This is a genomic window from Gracilibacillus suaedae, from assembly GCF_017599345.1.
GTDB classification, from domain to species: Bacteria; Bacillota; Bacilli; order Bacillales; family Amphibacillaceae; genus Gracilibacillus; species Gracilibacillus suaedae.
Map to the genome: position 1 here is coordinate 1 of NZ_JAGFVL010000040.1, position 19337 is coordinate 19337.

The window sequence follows — 19337 nt, forward strand, 5'->3', positions numbered from 1 at the left end:
TTACTCGTTATATGTGTCAGGTAAATCATTCTCCAATAAAATAATCGCATCTTGCCGGTTTAATGCTTGTATTTGTGATATCGCATGATTTAAGTCTTTTGCGATAAACAATTGCTCTTCCGGGTAACCTTTTTCACGAAGACCATCCTGAATAGGTTTTGTCTGTTTTTCACCTACTAAAATCACATAGTCACACGCATCACTCGCATATTCACCAAATGCTTTATTATATGAATATTCCTTATCACCTAATTCTACCATACCTGGTGTCACCAATACTTTAAATCCTTCCATTGAGGAGAGTACTTCTAAAGCCATTCGGGAACCGGTCGGATTTGAATTAAAACTGTCATCAATTACTGTTAAATTACCGAAGCCTTTCTTTATTTCCATTCTGTGTTTCACTGCCTGAATCTTCTTCACACCCATTTGCAGTTTGGCGAGAGGTACTCCCATTTCCCACGCCACACTAATCGCAGCCAAAATATTATATACATTATGCTTACCTAATATCTTTGTTTCAAAATCTGCATCTAATGTTCCTGCTTTATTCGTCACTCTAAAAGTCGTTCCTTTTTTGTGAAAACGAATAGCAGAAGCTAAGTAGTCTGCTTCTTGATCATCGATTCCAAAATAAACTTTACGGCACTGATTTTTCGGGGTATAAGACATAATGTTTGGATCATCACGATTGAGGAAAGCAATGCCGTCAGCAGGCAATGTTTCAACAATCTCATATTTGGTTTTTTTAATGTTGTCTAATGATTTAAACGTTTCTAAGTGCTGTTCCCCAATTGCTGTTAGAATCGCATATTTATGCCCTACTAACTCACAGATTTCTTGAATATTGCCAGGCTCTTTCGCCCCCATTTCAGCAATAAATACATCATGATATGGCTTTAAAGAGTTCCGAATAGTGATCGTTACACCGATTTTCGTGTTAAAACTGTTCGGTGTTTTTAACGTGTTAAAGTGTGATGACAATATCGTATCTAAAATAAACTTTGTACTTGTTTTACCGAAGCTCCCTGTAATACCAATTGTTTCGGTATTTTTCGCACTGTTGATAATACGTTTTGCATCTTGGTAATAATATGCTTTAATTCTATTTTCAATCGGTTTATTCATGAGATTCGCCAATAACACTACTCCGTATGTGAGAATAGAACCTAGTACAATCACTAACCCAGCATAGCTTAACGGGTAATCATTCCAAATAAAATGTAAGCTAGTTGCTAGGAAGAAAAGATAGATAATTGCAATAGTCGTAATCAGACGTTTGACACGTGCGGTCACAGCTAATTTTTTCTTTTCTTGTTTATTTCTAGGCACAAATAGACCTAGCAATACGATCACGAATATGAGCCAATTCCACGCCAAAAATAATAATAGTAGTGCGAAAAGAAGTGCTAACCACTCATGAACCGGTACAACTTTTGACCAATGCTCTGTCATCCAGCGCCATAATCGATTGTTAAAATAACTGTTTAATTGCAGCATGTGGATTGATTGTTTCACTCGGAAGAATACATATACCATCCATAATACACTGACAATTGAATATATAATCTGCATCATTTAACTGCCCCTTTATCCCCTTCTAAAAAGGTATCTACAATCACCGCAACAGGATGTTTTTGTTCTAATAACACGCTAATATAGTTTATCTACAATATGCTTCTTCCGAACTGTATATATATTTTATTGGTAACTCTTTTTTAATACTGGATTCCGCTTTTAGTTCGAAATATTTATACATCTCTTTACCTTAAATGTTTTTTTCAAAATCATTGAATAATTTAAATATCATCACTCGTTCACCAGTGCGAGAGCTTATATCAGTATGAAAACTTTTCACTTTCTCTCCAGTTATAGTCAGTATAATATCTTTAAGATCTTCTATACCTGATTCAACTAACTCTGAACGAGTTTTCTTTATCGTTAACATTCCTTCTTTGGTTTCACAAACGTTATATTCTGCTCGGGTTAAAATACCTTGTAGATTTACAATTACCATATCCCGTAATATATCTGTCTTTACCGATACAGATCCACGCCCAAGATAGTCCTTTTCCCATTGAGTAATTGCCTTACTTATCTCAGATTCATAAGAGCCTTTAGAAACTTTCACAAACTCATCTCCTAACGATCAAAAAAATTATCTATTCCATTTATATTTCTAATTTCTAAGACAACATTCATTCTTAGAAAATTGAATGTCCGTCTAAATTTAAAGAAGTTTCCAAATATATATTAATTGAAACGAATCTGCTTCTTCTAATTTAACAATGAATAACCTCTAATAACATCTCCTTCATTTATACCAACTGTTTTTGTTAGCTCTATTATTTTTGAATAAGGTGAGACTTCGGATTAGCCAGTTTTTACTAAAATCACTGTGAAGTTAACTCACCTCATCCCCCATTCAGCCTTTTTAGTGCTTAAAGCTTGGATTAGTCCTTGATAAAAGGACCCTAGCTTTGTATATAGTCAGTATTTTCTTTTAGGTGATTTTTTGTAAATTATTGTAAAGAAGCGCAATCTATTTTTTCTTGTCCATATCAAATAATACTTTCGTTGATTAAGCAAAGCAAATAATTTAAACCACTACCAATTTTTCCAACGTCCTTCTGGATCAATACTAGCAAGGCGAACCCATCCATTTTGAACTTTTTCGCGAAATACTGAATCATTTTTCAATAATCGTTCTACATATTCGCTAGGCGCTTGGATGACAATCAGCAAACGAAGAGGGGAATGATATGCTTCGTGATCTGATTGCATGACGGATTGCCAAGGTAGTCCAGTTAACAAGTCACTAGCATTTCCCTGCATAACACCAAGACCTGCTGTAACGGTTTGCGTTGCTTTATTTCCACTTCCATAATAATGTGGTGCTACCGTTGAAGCGTAATATTGAAGATTAATCCACTGGGACACTGTTCCTGGTCCAGCAATGATGTTTACTAGGAGGTCACCACTTTCATCTTGTTTCCAATCATAGTTATGAAGAAAGGCTCTACCTTCCAAATCACAATCCTGAGTTAATTCACGTTGACCAATTATAAAAGCAGCATTACGAGCTAATCCCCATTCAGGACGTATCTCACTCCAATCGTCTGCAAATCGGTGTGCCTCAGCCTTTGGATTTTTTAGTTTTGATTGGAAACTCGGTAATTGAGCTAAACGTTCTGCGTTTGCATTACGACTCACGGTCGGCATAATAGCTTCGATACGATCTAATGCTTCTTGTGCTGCTTTAGAGAGGTTAGGAACATAAATCCAGTGTAATTCATCCACCGTTGTTTTATGCTCTGCAGCTACAAAAACAGTGTCCTCAGGAATTTCAATTCCTCTAGAAGAAAGCCCTCTCCTTACCTCTGGAAGATTACATAAAGTAGCTAAAGCTCTTGCATTGAATCCACCTGCCGCACCACCACAGGCACCGCATTCGAGAGCAGCGGCATAAGGATTGTTTATACTTTGACTACCATGCCCACATATTACGACTAAAGGTGCGAACTTCTTCTCTGTTAGACCCATTAATTTTAGAGCCTGGTGAGCATAATTCAATTTCTCTTCTTCAGAGAAGCCAACAGGTAGATTCGCTTCTGTGTCATCTTCATGATCAAGCGAGAGCTTTGTATTAGGTTTACGTATCCAAGTCTCACGTAGATTACGTATGAATTGATTTGCTTTTCTTGGCACAAAGCTACGTGCTACCATTTGTAGACTAAGCCAAGGTCCACTTAATTCTGGTAAAAGTAAACTCGCTAGTACATTCTGTTTCATAGTTTTAAACGTATTGCTTAAGGAATTAACTGCTTGCTTACGTTGTTGGTATTTATCGAGTTCCCCTTCATCTACGTACTCTTTTATCTTATGCTGTGGGTTTAGTATAATTGGCAAGGATGCATGACTATGTTTACTACCTAATTCACTAGTTGCAATCGGTAACCCGAAAAAACCAGCAATTCCAATCGTTTCAAACGGACCTTCTTTTTCTAGTTGACGACGAAAAGGTTCTGAACGAACATCTATACAGAATGCTAATTGAGCTAATGTTGAATTATTCCGCTTAGTCTCACGTTGTTTATAGATTAACTTCTGACTTAATTGATCTGTGTGTGTTTGCTCCCAAGCTTCTAACCATATTTTTCGGCGCAGTTTCTCATCAAAGCTGTAAGCAAATAATAAATACTCATGCTGTTCAGCGGCTGACATCTGTAACCATTCCTCTATCGTAAGGCCGCCCCAATGAATCCAAGATGCTAACAAAGTAGTAAGCGAAACTTCACTCTCCGTTCGCTGATTACTCATAGGCAAATAGGGCTTTATAAGTGCCGACTCTAGGGAAATTCGAACTGCTAGATAGTCTGTTAAGAGAGCTTGTTCATGGCTCGATTGTTGGGAGCGCCAAAGCATCATGCCTGCCCACCCAGGTAACGAAAGTAAATGACCTTCAAGATAATTCTGTATCTCTGACTTAGGAATTTCCATTAGGGACAATGCTTCTTTTAATGCCAAAGGTGCCTCATGTGGCCAATCTTTTAGGTTTTTACGCTGATGTTTACTAAGTGCCGGATCGTGTTGAATGAGACGTCGCCACGCACGATAGAAACCTTCCTCCCGATGTGGCATTGTCCAACCCGCTTGAAATTCATCAAGATATACTTTGCACCACTTGATAACATGATTATCAAGCATTTTAATTAACTTCTCACCATCTTGATTTTTTATATATGAACACATTGGTTGTATGGAGAAATTCTTAATACTATCCAAATTCAGTCCACTAAATTCCTCTACCACTTTCTCCAATTTATGTGATGTTAAAAGGCTTGAAGGTAATCGATCTAATTTGAGTGCAGCCTGACAAAATCGCTCTGCTACATCCCTTGGGATATTAAAGGGATGGGTATCAAGCCAACGCTGTAGCCCCATTTTCACAAACGCTTCATCAATCTCACCTTTACTCTTTGCCGAAAGAATCATGGAAGCACTAGGATAGATATCAACATCTCGAGTATCTTTTAACCAATCTGCAACCTCTTCAAAAGATTGCTTTTCTAGTCCCATCCATGGATTACGTGCTGCAAACGTAGAAATAGGCCATAGTGGCGCAATCACCCGACTAGCTGATTCAATTATTGTACTGATGTCCATTTCTTTAAAATTATTATTTGTGTCTTTATTATTTTCATTTTCTTTTGTTAAAACGGATGATACGTCCATCACTTATTACCTCCTTGAGATAAAAATAGCTGCTTAAGGTAGTTTGGATGACTTTCTACTGATTTAGTTTTTGCTTCACCTAGTCGTATTAACCAAAGATAGAGTACTGAGTAGGTAATAGAAGAACGATTACGGGAAGCCCGTGCACCTATAGTACTACCAATTAATAAGAGGCCTACGACAATGATGACAACAAACATTGGAGGTTGAACACCTTGAAAAACGGTTGTATGCAACCACTCATAAAAGAGATTATGAATGATAAAATAAATGATGGCGGAGCCTCCTAAAAATGATAAGCCAGCAATACGACCAATTCTCCCCTCTCCAAAAGCCACGAGTTGTGTCCAAGAAACGGACAATGACCACGCTAGGATTAGCGCACTGATCAATTGATACCCATCTCCAGGAGCCATAAGCCAAAATGCAACACCTACTAATAAGGCTAATGTTCGACCAGCCAAGACCCATAAATAGGATGAACGTTCATTAATGCGAGATGATACTTCATAACGGCGTACTGCAGAACCAGCCAGTAAGAACAGTGTTGCTTTGAACAAACCATGTAAAACGAGATGAATAATAGCTGCTATATACGCACCTAGTGCACACTGAATGAGCATAAATCCCATTTGACCAATCGTGGATCCCACTAACTGACGTTTATAGTCAACCTGGACTAAACTAATTCCAGATCCAATCAAAACAGAGATACTTGCAAGAATAAGTAATACAATCGAAGCTATATCACCGTTAAATAGTGGTGAAAATCGAGTTAGCATAATCCCACCTGCATTTACTAAACCAGCGTGCATAATCGCAGAAACAGGAGTCGGAGCAATAACAGACTCAATTAACCACCTTTGGAAAGGCCATTGGGCTGCAGGAATTATTACTGCTAATACAATCAATAAATTAATCCCAGTTCTCTCCCATTGTCCAAGTTGTACTAAATTTTCATTGGTTAGAGCTAATGAAAACTGCCATTGACCTGTGGCTTCAAAAAGCCAAATCATCGCAAACAATAATGAAAACCAACTTAATGTAAATAAGCGAGCAGAAACCTTGGCAGCTTCATCAGCTACTTTCCAACTACGGTTTAACCTTATAAGGAAGGTTAAACCGACGAGAGTTGCTCCCCAAGATACAACCATTAAGCGAAGATCACCACTTAACCATGTAATAGAAGCAACACCTGTCGTGAATGTAAAAAGCATAAAATACTTACGATAAGAGCGATCTCCCATTAAGTAACGTACAGAAAAACGCTGAATGATTAAACCAATTGCAAGGACAAAGAAAACCATTAACCAAGCTAAGGAATCCACGTACCAAGGACCAACATTTCCATGCACACTAGTATTTGCAAGAGCAAATAAGGCAACTAAAGGAGGCAAAGACACGATACCAATGTGAATACGAACAAAACTCAATGGTACTCGTGGGTGTAAAAACAAGAGTCCGCTAAGCCCAGAGGCAATAAGCATAATAAAAAATAATGTTAAAAATGATGACATACTCAACGAATCTAACACAAAACATTCTCCCCTCAAAACAATATTAACGTATAAGAAATTTTTTTAAAAAGGACATTTCATATATCTTTCTAATAAGTCCTACATTTTATCTTGCTCCATTATGAATTTTTAAATAATTTGTGTTTATTCAAAAACAAAAGTGGAGAGACCCCGCATAAAACAAGAGCAACTTCAGAATAACCTAAGATAAAGAAATAATGGTCATTTTGCTGATGGTGACCTACCGTAAGAGAAGTCGTCTACTTTTTTGCACTAGGGGCTGATCGTTGCGATATTTATTCCGATATGGTAACCACGGCACAACATTTTAATTTCCTAGGAAATTAAAAAACCGACAATTTCAAAACTACAATGATAATCTAAAATCATTGAATCTTGAAAATTGTCGGTTTCACTTCAACTAACTTCACCGAAGTTTTTTGAAGAACTACCTTATTAAGGTGGAAATTAAGTTTAGTTATATTCCCACTTCTAATTAGAAAATCTGTTTAATCTAATACTTAAGCTATTATATATACCGATTTACTTTACCTTTACATTCTTATATTTAAAAGCTTTTTCATTCAATCAATATGGAAATATTAAAAGAATGCTAAAGCCCCAATTAATTAAGAAGTTAAAAATAAGCATCTGTCGATTATTAAGTTAAGTATAAATATATACTAAATTATAACATGTGTCAACAACAAGTCCTTCATCCTAGAAGTGTTTTCATGCTAAATTCCGTAATCAAACTCATCAGGATGAGCGCCAATTCGGTTATTGGCATCCATGCTTTTCATTTTCTCGATATCTTCATCTAATAATTCAAAATCAAAGATATCGACGTTTTCCTGTTGACGCTCCTTATTAACAGACTTTGGAATTGTAATAATTCCACTTTGATATTGCCAACGGACAATAATTTGGGAAGACTTTTTGTTATGCTTTGCAGCTAATTCCTGTAATATAGGATGATCAAAATAGCGAGCTTTACCTAATGGAGCCCATGCTTCTACTTTAATATCGTGTTTTTTACAAAAATCTCTGACTGCTTGTTGTTGTAGCTGGGGATGTAACTCAACTTGATTCACTACCGGAGTAACTTTTGCCTCTTTTAATAACTCCTCTAAGTGGTGTGGTTCAAAATTACTTACCCCAATTGCTTTCGCCTTACCATCATGATAAATTTCTTCCAGCGCTTTGTATGTCTCCGTAAATTTACCTGGTACCGGCCAGTGTACTAAGTATAAATCAACATAATCCATTTGCAGACGTTCTAAACTACGCTTAAATGCTGCTTTTGTTTCTTCATATCCTTGCTCATCATTCCAAACTTTTGTCGTCACAAAAATTTCTTCACGAGGAATACCACTATCTTTAATTGCCTGACCTACCCCTTCTTCATTTGCATAAAGAGAAGCAGTATCAATATGCCGATAGCCTAACTCTAATGCTGATTTTACAGCATGGTAAACCTCATCCCCTGGCTCCGCTTTGTAAACACCAAGTCCTACTGCAGGTATCTCTGTTCCATTGTTCAGCTTTAATGTAGTAGTTAAACTCATTCCTAGAAACGCCTCCTTTTTTTAATAAACCATTCGCTTCCTATTTTAATATGTTGTCGGCATTTCCTAAAGTAAACTGCTTAATTAGCCTGATTTTTAATAATGTCGATAACCTTTTCTTTCGCTTCACTGGACCGGTATTGATTCATTTTGTCTTTTATTTCAAATTTATCTTTTTTCAATTCTAAAAGTGAAGTAACCAATATATTAGTTGATAAATCTTCTTCCTCTAACACCTTCGCATAGCCTTGTTTTTCAAAAGATTGGGCATTGACGATCTGGTCTCCACGACTTGCTTGACGTGATAGCGGAATCAACAGCATTGGTTTATTTAGTGCCAAAAATTCAAAAATCGCATTAGCACCCGCACGCGAACAAACCATATCTGTAATCGCGAGTAAATCCTTCAATTCATCTTGGACATATTCATATTGAACATATCCTTCTTGCTCATACGTCTCATCGATATTGTCCTTACCACAAATATGGACAACTTGAAATTGCTTTAACAATTCTTCTAAGCCTTCACGTACTGCCTGATTAATCTTTTTCGATCCTGCACTACCTCCCATAATTAATAAAACATTTTTCTTGTTAGAAAAGCCGGTCATTTCAAAACCTTTTTCCCTGCTGCCAGTAAAAAGCTCTTCCCGAACAACAGCACCAATCCATTCTGCCTTTTGCTCTGGTAGATATTGTACGGTCTCCGGAAAAGTTGCCAACACTTTTTTTGCGAAAGGGATTGCTAATTTATTAGCAAGACCCGGGGTATAATCTGATTCATGAATCACTGCAGGTACACCTCTCATCCGTGCTGCTACTAAGACAGGAACAGAGACAAATCCACCTTTGGAAAAAATAACGGCAGGCTTCTTTTTGCCGATAATTCGATGTGCTTGCCATGTACCTTTTAGTACTTTAAATGGGTCCTTAAAATTCTCCTTGGAAAAATAACGACGCAGTTTCCCTGTGGAAATCGGGTGGTATGTCACCCCTTCTAACGGTTCAATTAAATCCTTCTCAATACCATTTTTCGAGCCAATATAATCTATTGTCCAACCTTCTTTTAAAAAGGCAGGGATAATCGCCAAATTCACCATAACATGCCCAGCAGTACCACCACCGGTAAAAATAATTTGTTTAGTGGTCATAAATAAAAACCGTCCTCTCTTTTAACAAAATATGTTATAATCCTTCTACGACTGTAAAAAGGAAGAATAGATATGTATCAAACAAAAACACTAAAAGAAAAAATAAGACTCTTTATGATTATACTGATACCGATTCTAATCACGCAAGTAAGTATGTATGCTATGAATTTTTTTGACACGATTATGTCCGGTAGAGCAGGGGCTGCAGATCTTGCTGGAGTAGCAATCGGCTCTAGTTTATGGGTGCCAGTACAAATGATGGTTGTAGGTATTTTAATGGCTATGTCTCCGATTGTTGCTCAGTTAACAGGTTCTAATGAAGAAGACAAAATACCTTTTACTGTACAACAGGGTATTTATTTATCAATTGGATTAGGTGTAGTTGTAACCTTGATCGGTGCCTTCTTGATCGATCCTATTTTATTATTGATGGATTTAGAAGATCGAGTACAGCATGTTGCGAAGTACTATATTATTTCGATCGGATTAGGGATGATTCCACTTTTTGTTTATAATTTATTACGCTCTTATATTGATGGACTGGGTCACACCAGGATTTCAATGGCAATCATTTTAATTTCCTTGCCTTTAAACATTTTATTTAATTATATATTTATCTTTGGTAAATTAGGTTTACCTGCTTTTGGTGGTATTGGTGCCGGGATCGCATCGGCATTAACATTTGGAGTCAATTTAATTTTATCAATTTTGATTGTCCATTATGTGCGACCTTTTCGCGGTCACAAAATTTTTCATCGTTTGATAAAACCATCTGTTAAAGAATGGTTCAGCCAATTAAGGCTTGGGATCCCGATTGGATTTTCTATCTTTTTTGAAGTCAGTATTTTCTCTGCGGTAACCTTTATGCTAAGTGTATATAATACCAATACGATCGCCGCACACCAAGCAGCGATTAATTTTGCATCATTTTTATACATGATTCCATTAAGTATAGCGATGTCCCTAACAATTGCCGTTGGTTTCGAAGTTGGTGCTAAACGAATTCAAGATGCAAAAACCTACTCTTATATGGGAATTATTTCTGGAGTAGTGATCGCTTTTCTAGCTGGTGGTATTATTTATCTAATGGACGATCAAGTTGCTCGTTTATATAGTGATCATCCCGAAGTAATTGAGCTTACTAAACATTTCTTGTATTATGCGATTTTCTTCCAATTTGCTGATGCCGTTGGTGCACCGGTGCAAGGAATTTTACGTGGGTATAAGGATGTCAACATTACCTTCTGGATGTCTCTCGTTTCTTATTGGTTAATTGGCTTACCTAGTGGTTGGATTTTCGCTAATTATACGAACCTGGATGCCTATGGATATTGGTTAGGACTAATCGTTGGACTTTCAGCAGGTGCGATAACGTTATTTGGCCGAATGTATTACCTGCAAAACAAGCTAGCAAAACAGGTGTAATTTTATCTGGACACTTTTCCCCATTATCTGGACACTCGTCAAAAAAGGTGTAGCTTGAGACAAGCTACACCTTCAAATTCATCACAATTAATCTCTCTTCGGTCATTTCTTCTATCGAATATTTCGGTCCTTCTTTACCATTGCCACTATCCTTTACACCACCATATGGCATGAGATCGACGCGATATTGCGAACCATCATTGATCATCAACCCGCCTACTTCCACATGTTTCGCTGCATAATAAGCTGTATCGATATTTTGTGTGAAAATGCCACCTTGTAAGCCATAATCGGATTGATTGATTTCCTGAATACACTGCTTAATGTCTGAAAAAGGTATGACACTTGCAATAGGTGCAAAAACCTCTTCACAAACTACGCGCATTTTTGGTTTGACATCAGTCAGAATAGTGGGTTGCAATAGTGCTCCTTCTCTTTCGCCACCAATAAAGATAGTAGCGCCTTTTTCCACTGCTTCCTGAATCCATTTTTCCGCCCGCTCAGCCTCATCTTCTGCAATCATTGGACCGACATCTGTTTCTGGATCAGTTGGATCTCCTATTTTCAAATCATACATATACCCTTTTAGTTTTTCTAAAAATAACTCCTGCACCTCTTCATGAACATAAATTCGTTGTACAGAAATACATACCTGTCCTGCAAAAGCAAAGGATTGTGCTGCTATTGTTTTTGCTGCTAACTCCACATCTGCTTCTTTATCAACAATCACTGGAGAGTTATTGCCCAATTCTAATATTAAACGATTCAAACCTGTTTCCTGTTTTAACTTCATGCCTACCTTAGCACTCCCAGTAAACGTGTAAAGAGCGATACGCTCATCTTTCATCATTTGACTGCCTACTGTTGAACCGGAACCAACGACTACTTGCAATAATCCTTTCGGTAAACCTGCTTTATCAAGGATTTCTGCTAATTTCAACGCTGAAATCGGGGTTTTACTCGCCGGCTTTAACACGACTGCATTACCGGCAGCAAGGGCAGGGGCTACTTTATGTGCAACAAGATTGAGTGGAAAGTTAAAAGGACTAATCGCTCCAACTACCCCTACCGGTACTTTGATCGTAAAAGCCATTCGATTTTCCGATCCGGGCGCTGCTTCAACTGGTACACCTTCCCCGTAAATTCGTTTTGCCTCTTCTGCTGCCACTAAAAAAGTTTGTGCAGAACGGTCAATTTCAGCTTTTGCCTGTTTTAACGGTTTCCCTGCTTCTTTCGTAATGATCATCGCCAACTCTTCTTTTTGGTCAACAATAAGTTGAGAAGCTTTATGTAAGATTTGATAGCGTTCGTATGGAGAAAGCTTCTCTTGTTCAAACGCTTTCGATGCACTCGTAATCGCTTTGTCTACTGCCTCTTCATCCGCTTTCGAAACACTTGCATATACTTCTTGAGAGTATTTATCTAATACATCTAATGTTTCGTTTGTACCTATCCATTTTCCATCAATAAAGAGTTGAAACTGTTGCATCTGTTTAACACCTCTGTTTTCAGATTTATGAATGTTATTCCACTTTCTTACTATTTTAAACGTTTGATGATAAAAAAAGAAGCCTCACTCATTATGAGACTTCTTTTAAATATTTATTCTACTGGATCATAGATAAAATAATCAAAATCAGCATGTTTGTTTTGACCTGATGTATCTTGACACTGCATACCTACAAACGCACCTGTAAAGAATCCACCGCCTTGGATATAATCATCTGATAGCTTGTAGGCTTCAAATTCAACCGGTACTGTATGCCAAGTTTCTCCGTCAAAGGAATAAGAATATGTGTAGATAGCTGTTTTTACATCCACGCGCAAATAAACATATTCAGCATCCTCAGGAATCTCCATTTCGTTTCCTTTGATCGGTTGTCCAAATGTAAAATTATCGCAAGTCATTAACTCTAAGATACGACCTTTTTCTTCATCCCATGAAATTTGGAACGATGTCCAATTCTCTGTATTATAGTAATTCACCAAACCAGCTGACTGTTGGAAATCCTCCGGCTGGAACGCAACTTTCGTTTCCGCTCTAAAATTAAAATGTTGCCAACGTCTTGCAATAAATGATTGAGTAAATAAAGAAGTAAGTGATTCTCTACCATATAAACGTAAATGGCCAGGATTATCTTTTAATGAAACGATATCTTCACCCAAAGGGATGCGTAAACTTTGGAAATGAAGGTTTAATTCTTCAGAATTGAAATCATCTTTTGTAGGATAATCAGGATCCCATTTTACTTCTTCGATATCTGGACCTTCAATTTCTAACGAAGGCTGGTTGCCACCGACAACATATGGCCAGTCATCTTTCCACTCTAGACGCTGAATTGCCGTTTCACGACCTAATGGACAATAGCCTCGAGGATCTAATAAAGGTTGTCCTTCTCTTGGTAAAACACGCCCCGTTAAATGGACAAGGATCCATTCATCTGTATGTGTTTGTACAATAGACGCATGTCCAGCTTTTTGCAACGGATTTCTTGGATACGGCCATGATGTAATAAGTGGATTTTCTGGATGTACTTCATATGGTCCAGTAAGCTCTTTAGAACGTGCTAACGTGGCACAATGGTCAAATTTTGTACCACCTTCAGCTGTTAATAAATAGTAGTAGCCATTCCACTTATATAAATGCGGTGCTTCAGTTAATTTAATATCAGTTCCTTTGAAAATAACTTGCGATTTACCAACAAGTTTCTGCTGCCTATGATCATATTCCTGTAAAACAATTCCGTAGAAATTATGATGTCCTACACGGTGGTCCCATTTCATGTTTACTAAGTATTTTTTACCATCATCATCATGGAAAAGAGACGGATCAAAACCTGAGCTGTTTAGGTAAATTGGATCTGACCATTCACCATCAATCGTGTTACAAGTTGCCAAATAGTTATGAGAATCTTTCCAGTTACCGTTTACAACTTTCACATCTGTGTAGATTAAATAGAATTGATCATCATGATACGATAACTGTGGTGCCCAAATACCACCTGAGTTAGGGTTACCTTTCATGTTTAATTGACTAAGTCTATTAAGTGGTCTTGACGCTAAACGCCAGTTTTTTAAATCTTTCGAATGAAAGATACCCACTCCCGGAAACCATTCAAATGTGGATACAGCGATATAATAATCTTCCCCTACTCTGCAAATACTTGGATCTGGATTAAAGCCTGTTAAAATTGGATTTTGAATTGTAGCCATTATTTCACCCCTACTTTGTTTTGTAAACGTTTAATTTTACAATCCATAGTATAGCATAAAATCAACACAAAGTATAATGGATAAACTAAGTTTTTGTGATTTTTTGTACAAGACTTATATACCCTGACGAAAACGAACATTTTTTCCTCATTGGGTCCATCTAATAAAGCACCCTTTTCTTTTGATAGATCAAGTGAAAAGAGGTCTAATTCAATATAATAATAAAAGAGTGGCATCTATCACCAGTCTTTGTGATGGATCCACTCTTTTTTATTTTATAATCTAATTTTTTCCAGACTTCATTATCCATCATAACAAATTATAAAAAAACAGTCTATATTTTTCGTTAGATATTTAATATAGTTTAGTTGCCGGCAAAAACTATGACAAGGAGTGTAATCCATTGAAATTCATTTGTCACCTCGATCAATCTGATTTGCAGGACTATGTAGAAGAAGTCTTCGGTACTAGTTATTTGGTTTCAAGTGTAACGAAAATGCATGGTGGTACACAAAAGGTAGTCTATAAAATCGAATGCAGTAATGGATTTTCTTGTGTTCTATATGTGTGGGATCTTACGATGAATTATTTCTCAGAAGAAAAAGCAGACGAAGATACAACGGAGCAATCCTATGGCAGTGATTTATTTGAATTAAACAATAAGTATTTAACACAACAAGGAATACGCACACCCACTCTTTATAATCTGAATAATGAAAAAAGCCGTTACTCTTTTGATTATGCCCTTGTTGAATATGTAGATGGACAAAAAGCAGAAGCTTATTTCCATCATCCTGATTCAGTGATTCAAGATAAATTGTTTCAGCGACTTGGGGATTTAGTGACTAGTATGCATGCCAACGAAAGATACACGTACGGTAAACTAAATCATAGTGGGGCCAACACGAAAAATTGTCATCTTTTAAAAATGGAAAATGCTAAAAGGCAGCTATCCTATGCCTCCCAATACATGGAGAGCATTCGAACCAATCACAGCAGGCTACTCAATACTTTACATCAGCTTGAATCAAGAATTGAACCTAGAAGTCGTTATGGATTTATACATGGGGAACTGGGGCCTGACCATGTATTAGTTAATGACCATTTAGAGCCATATTTGATCGATATAGAAGGGGCTTCATTCTTTGATATTGAGCATGAACATAGTTTTTTACAATTACGTTTTGGGGATTATTACCGTTATTTGAAGAATGATAACCTCGATCCTAACCGGATGTTATTCTATCAATTCCATCATCATATATCGTTAATTTCAGGTGGTTTAAAGCTGCTTCACAGGGGCTTTCCTGACCAAGAATTTGCGAAAGGGCTCACCAATCACCATTTCCGATGTGCATTGAAATTTATTGAAGGTTAAGAAAAACCGGCAAACTTCGCCGGTCCTTTATTAAATGCTAATTGGATTTCGATTACTTTGGTAGTAATGATGAAATATTGGAACAGCTTGACCACCACTTCTGCTGCCCACTTCCCTTTCCGTGAGGTTTGCCCTTCAGCTAACTTTTTCGAGCCAAAACCGCTCGGAAAAGTGGATCTTCAGGTCAAACAATTCCCACAGGAGTGAAAGTGGACGGCCTACGCTAAGTACTGCTCTACAACATATGTCAGAACTAACAACTTGGATTATTATTCCATAAAACGCTAAAATATAGTATTGAAATCTTTAAAAAAGTTATGATACCAATGTTTATATACTTTCCTTACAAGTAAAAAAGGGAATACATATTAGACATGTCTAATATGTATTCCCCCTCATTTTTATAATGGAACCGATCTTGATCCTCTTATAAGAATAGACCTGCAATTGTTGCAGATAGGATAGAACCTAATGTTGCACCAATTAATAATTTCATACCAAATTTAGAAACAGATGCACCTTTTTCACTATCAATTCCTTGTACTGTACCTGCAATGATACCGATAGAAGAGAAGTTAGCGAAACTAGTTAGGAATACCGTAACAATTCCAACCGTTTTTTCTGATAATTGACCAACTAATGGTTCTAATTCTAACATGGCTACAAATTCATTTGTAATAATCTTCGTACCCATAATACCACCAGCTTGGACCAGTTCTCCAGGAGCAATACCCATTAGGAAACCAATTGGATATAGTACATAACCTAAAATTTCCTGTAAGGTTATGCCAGCGAACACCGCTGCAATGACCCAGTTTACTAATTCTAAAGCCGCAATAAAGGCTATTAACATGGCTGCTACGATTAAAGCAATTTTACCTCCATCTAATGCACCATTCCCCATTGCTTCGAAAAAGCTTTTGGCTTCAGAAACATTTTTAACATCAACTTCATCATTTTCATCATCCACTTTCACTGGTGCAATAAGGGATGCAATAATAAGGGAACTGAACATATTCAAGGGAATAGCTACTAATACATACTGTGCCGGTAGCATTTGAATATAAGCACCGATAATGGAAGCTGAAACAGACCCCATCGCAGAGGCACTCACAATATATAAACGATTATTATTTAAATGATGGAACTGTGATTTAATTGCAATAAGTGCTTCAGATTGACCAAAGAACATACTGTTTACTGCATTGAAAGATTCTACTTTTGGTAATCCGGTAATTTTGGATATGAGCCAACCAAAATATTTAATAATTAATGGCAGGATTCTTAAATAAGTAAGTACGGATAATAAGGTTGAAAAGAAGATAATGATCAATAACACATTGAAGAAGAATACTGATGCGCCTTCTTCAATGGCAACTCCTCCAAGTACGAAGGCTACACCTTCACTTGCAAATTCGATTAGCTTATTAAATAAAGCAGAAATGCGATTGATGATAGCCTCACCAATTGTTGTCATAAACATAAACCATGTAGTTAGAATTTGTGCTAGTAGCATGAGTCCGATTCCAACAAAATTAACATTTTTACGGTCATTAGACATCGCGTATGCAATAGCTAGTACTATAATGACTGCTAAAATTCCTAATAAAATTCCCACAAAATTTCCTCCTTTAAAATAGACACTATTATTCCTACCTTACCCAATCACCTGTAGAATTACACCTTATTTTAGCATGAAAATGTTTTCTTGTGGGAGGGTAAATAAAAGTCTAAAAATTATGAAGATTGAAAAGATTTAGCTACTTGCACTAGTTCTTCTTCTGAAAGTGATTCTTCAGATGGTCGATAAATCAATTGATATGTAATACCATCTTTTTCCCAATATAATATTTGGGAATATGGTTGATCCTGATAATAGCCTTCCAAAGAATCACTTATGGAAATGGTTTTAAAATCACTTTCATCTTGATAGTTTTCTCCATTAATGAACTGTATGGTAAAAATATCGTTAGCTTCCGTAAACATGGTAATATCAAACGCTTCATTATCAAGCTCTTCCAAATAGAAACGATCCGTGACAAGTATCTCAGCAGCAATTGGAACATACGATGGTAATTCTGCGGTAAATTCGAGGTTTTCCATGGCTTTTTCTACTTCATCTTTCTCATATGAATAAAAGCCTTCAGGTATAGCAGATTGTGCATTACATCCTGCCAAAAATAAAATAGTTATGCTTGCTGTCACCACTTGCTGAAAAAACTTCATACTTGCCTGCCTCCATAAATTCATTAGTATACTATTAGACGATTAGTAAAAGCAATAAGTTTCACTGGAAGTAAACATCCAAATAATTTGTTAACTTTTAGCACTTATTATAGCATGTTTAGAAAATATTAATCATATCTGTCTAAAAACGTAAAAACGTCGACACTATTTAGCATCGACGTTACTTTTATGGAAGAAGTGCTTCATCGCGTAGAAAACATCTTCTCTATTTTTCAACACATATTGTTTGAACCGAGGATGATCAACATCTTTGAACGCTTGCATTAATGTGGAATACCGGTTATATTGATTAACTTCACCATAGCAAAACATACTCGCACTTTCTAATAACCGATAAACAGCTTCTAATGACCTTCGATTATCGGAAGTTAAGTTATCACCATCCGAAAAATGAAATGGATAAATGTTATAACGACTAGCAGGATACTTTTCATTGACGAGTTCTAATGCTTTTCGATAAGCAGAAGAACAAATCGTTCCACCACTTTCTCCTTTAGTAAAAAAGGATTCCTCATCTACCACCTTTGCTTCTGTATGATGGGCAATAAATTCCACATCTACTGTTTCGTATTTTTTCCGTAAAAAGCGAACCATCCAAAAGTAGAAACTGCGTGCCACATATTTTTCAAATTGCCCCATCGAGCCACTTGTATCCATCATGGCTAACACAACTGCTTTTGATTCTGGTTTTTCAATATTATCCCATGTTTTATAACGTAAATCATCTGGATAAATTGGAGCAAAAGATGGATTCCCTTCTAGAGCATTTCTTCGATAAGATGCTAACATTGTTCTTTTCTTATCAATGTTTCCTGTTAAACCTTTTTTACGTATATCACGAAACTCCACATCAGTTATCGTAATGTTATCTTGTTCTTTCTCCATTAAATTGGGCAATTCAAGTTGTGAAAAAAACGCTTCCTCTACTTCCTCAAAATCTACTTCTGCCTCATAATAGTCTACTCCAGGTTGATTTCCAGCTTTCTCACCTTTTTGTCCCTTTTTCGCTTTTTGTGGGTCTTGAGCAACGACATCTCCTACCTCGCTGTCTCCATCTCCTTGACCTACATGTTTGTTTTTAGATTGACTGTAGCGTATTTTATATTCGTCCAAGGAGCGAATTGGAATACGAATAATTTCTTTTCCTCGAGACATAATAATATTTTCTTCGCTAACAATATCTGGTAGCTTCTTTTTTAATACTTCCTTAATTTTGTCTTGATGTCGTTTTTGGTCATCAAACCCTTTTCGATGGAGGGACCAATCTTCCTCTGCAATCACAAAGTTACCATCAGCCATCGAATTCCCTCCTTCGCTTGTATTATTTTATTGTATGCAACGAAAAAGAGAATGATTAAGCATTTTTAACAGAAATTAAATGGATTATAATGTCATGATTTTAACAATGGTCCATAAAGAACTTAGTCTAGTATATACATACTGAGAACTAGTGAACGTTTGTAGAGCGGACATAGAGTGCGTTATTTGACGGAATAACTCCCGTTTTTCGGGTTCGGCGGACATTGAATCCCTTATTTGGTTCATTTCGACTTCCATTAGCTTTATTTTCAATGAATAGCGGAATAGATGTCCGCGACCACCC

Annotated in this window: 13 protein-coding genes; 2 read left to right on the forward strand and 11 right to left on the reverse strand. The window is 36.7% G+C overall.

Going from position 1 to position 19337, the window contains the following annotated elements; all coding sequences use genetic code 11:
• The 6 genes from J5J03_RS11700 to J5J03_RS11725 form a co-directional block, all read right to left on the reverse strand.
• On the reverse strand, positions 1-1578 hold the full coding sequence (locus tag J5J03_RS11700; protein ID WP_208589727.1) for a UDP-N-acetylmuramoyl-tripeptide--D-alanyl-D-alanine ligase: 1578 nt from the start codon (positions 1576-1578) through the stop codon (positions 1-3).
• Between the two features lie 190 nt (positions 1579-1768).
• Positions 1769-2131 (reverse strand): DUF2294 domain-containing protein, encoded by a 363-nt coding sequence (locus tag J5J03_RS11705; protein WP_208589729.1) that lies wholly within the window; start codon positions 2129-2131, stop codon positions 1769-1771.
• Between the two features lie 476 nt (positions 2132-2607).
• A complete protein-coding gene (locus J5J03_RS11710; RefSeq protein WP_208589874.1) occupies positions 2608-5235 on the reverse strand; it encodes a DUF2309 domain-containing protein in 2628 nt (875 codons plus the stop codon).
• The gene (locus J5J03_RS11715; protein WP_208589731.1) at positions 5235-6770 is read right to left on the reverse strand and encodes an NADH dehydrogenase subunit 5; all 1536 of its coding nucleotides are present in this window, start codon (positions 6768-6770) and stop codon (positions 5235-5237) included. The genes J5J03_RS11710 and J5J03_RS11715 overlap by 1 nt, the downstream gene beginning before the upstream one ends.
• Before the next feature lie 719 nt (positions 6771-7489).
• Positions 7490-8320, reverse strand: a complete 831-nt coding sequence (locus J5J03_RS11720; RefSeq protein ID WP_208589732.1) for an aldo/keto reductase — start codon at positions 8318-8320, stop codon at positions 7490-7492.
• An 80-nt stretch (positions 8321-8400) separates the two neighbouring features.
• The gene (locus J5J03_RS11725; RefSeq protein ID WP_208589733.1) at positions 8401-9471 is read right to left on the reverse strand and encodes an undecaprenyldiphospho-muramoylpentapeptide beta-N-acetylglucosaminyltransferase; all 1071 of its coding nucleotides are present in this window, start codon (positions 9469-9471) and stop codon (positions 8401-8403) included.
• 72 nt (positions 9472-9543) lie between these two features.
• On the opposite strand from J5J03_RS11725, the gene J5J03_RS11730 reads away from it, so the two are divergent.
• Positions 9544-10896 (forward strand): MATE family efflux transporter, encoded by a 1353-nt coding sequence (locus J5J03_RS11730; RefSeq protein WP_208589734.1) that lies wholly within the window; start codon positions 9544-9546, stop codon positions 10894-10896.
• A 64-nt stretch (positions 10897-10960) separates the two neighbouring features.
• Here J5J03_RS11730 and J5J03_RS11735 read toward each other — a convergent pair whose 3' ends face one another.
• Both J5J03_RS11735 and J5J03_RS11740 read right to left on the reverse strand, forming a co-directional pair.
• Positions 10961-12385: an aldehyde dehydrogenase family protein gene (locus tag J5J03_RS11735; protein ID WP_208589735.1), complete on the reverse strand. Its 1425-nt coding sequence runs from the start codon at positions 12383-12385 to the stop codon at positions 10961-10963.
• 113 nt (positions 12386-12498) lie between these two features.
• Positions 12499-14109 carry a glycoside hydrolase family 43 protein gene (locus tag J5J03_RS11740; protein ID WP_208589736.1) on the reverse strand — a complete coding sequence of 537 codons (1611 nt, stop codon included), beginning with the start codon at positions 14107-14109 and terminating at the stop codon, positions 12499-12501.
• 496 nt (positions 14110-14605) lie between these two features.
• Here J5J03_RS11740 and J5J03_RS11745 point away from each other — a divergent pair, with 496 nt between their 5' ends.
• Positions 14606-15487 (forward strand): phosphotransferase, encoded by an 882-nt coding sequence (locus J5J03_RS11745; RefSeq protein WP_208589875.1) that lies wholly within the window; start codon positions 14606-14608, stop codon positions 15485-15487.
• 427 nt (positions 15488-15914) lie between these two features.
• Here J5J03_RS11745 and J5J03_RS11750 read toward each other — a convergent pair whose 3' ends face one another.
• From J5J03_RS11750 to yhbH, 3 genes are all read right to left on the reverse strand, one after another.
• Positions 15915-17105 (reverse strand): NupC/NupG family nucleoside CNT transporter, encoded by a 1191-nt coding sequence (locus tag J5J03_RS11750; RefSeq protein WP_208589737.1) that lies wholly within the window; start codon positions 17103-17105, stop codon positions 15915-15917.
• A gap of 119 nt (positions 17106-17224) precedes the next feature.
• Entirely contained in the window at positions 17225-17713 is a 489-nt protein-coding gene (locus J5J03_RS11755; protein WP_208589739.1) for a DUF4367 domain-containing protein, read from the reverse strand.
• Between the two features lie 165 nt (positions 17714-17878).
• Complete coding sequence (gene yhbH, locus J5J03_RS11760; protein ID WP_208589741.1) at positions 17879-19033, reverse strand: sporulation protein YhbH; 1155 nt, start codon at positions 19031-19033, stop codon at positions 17879-17881.
• Between the last annotated feature and the right edge of the window lie 304 nt (positions 19034-19337).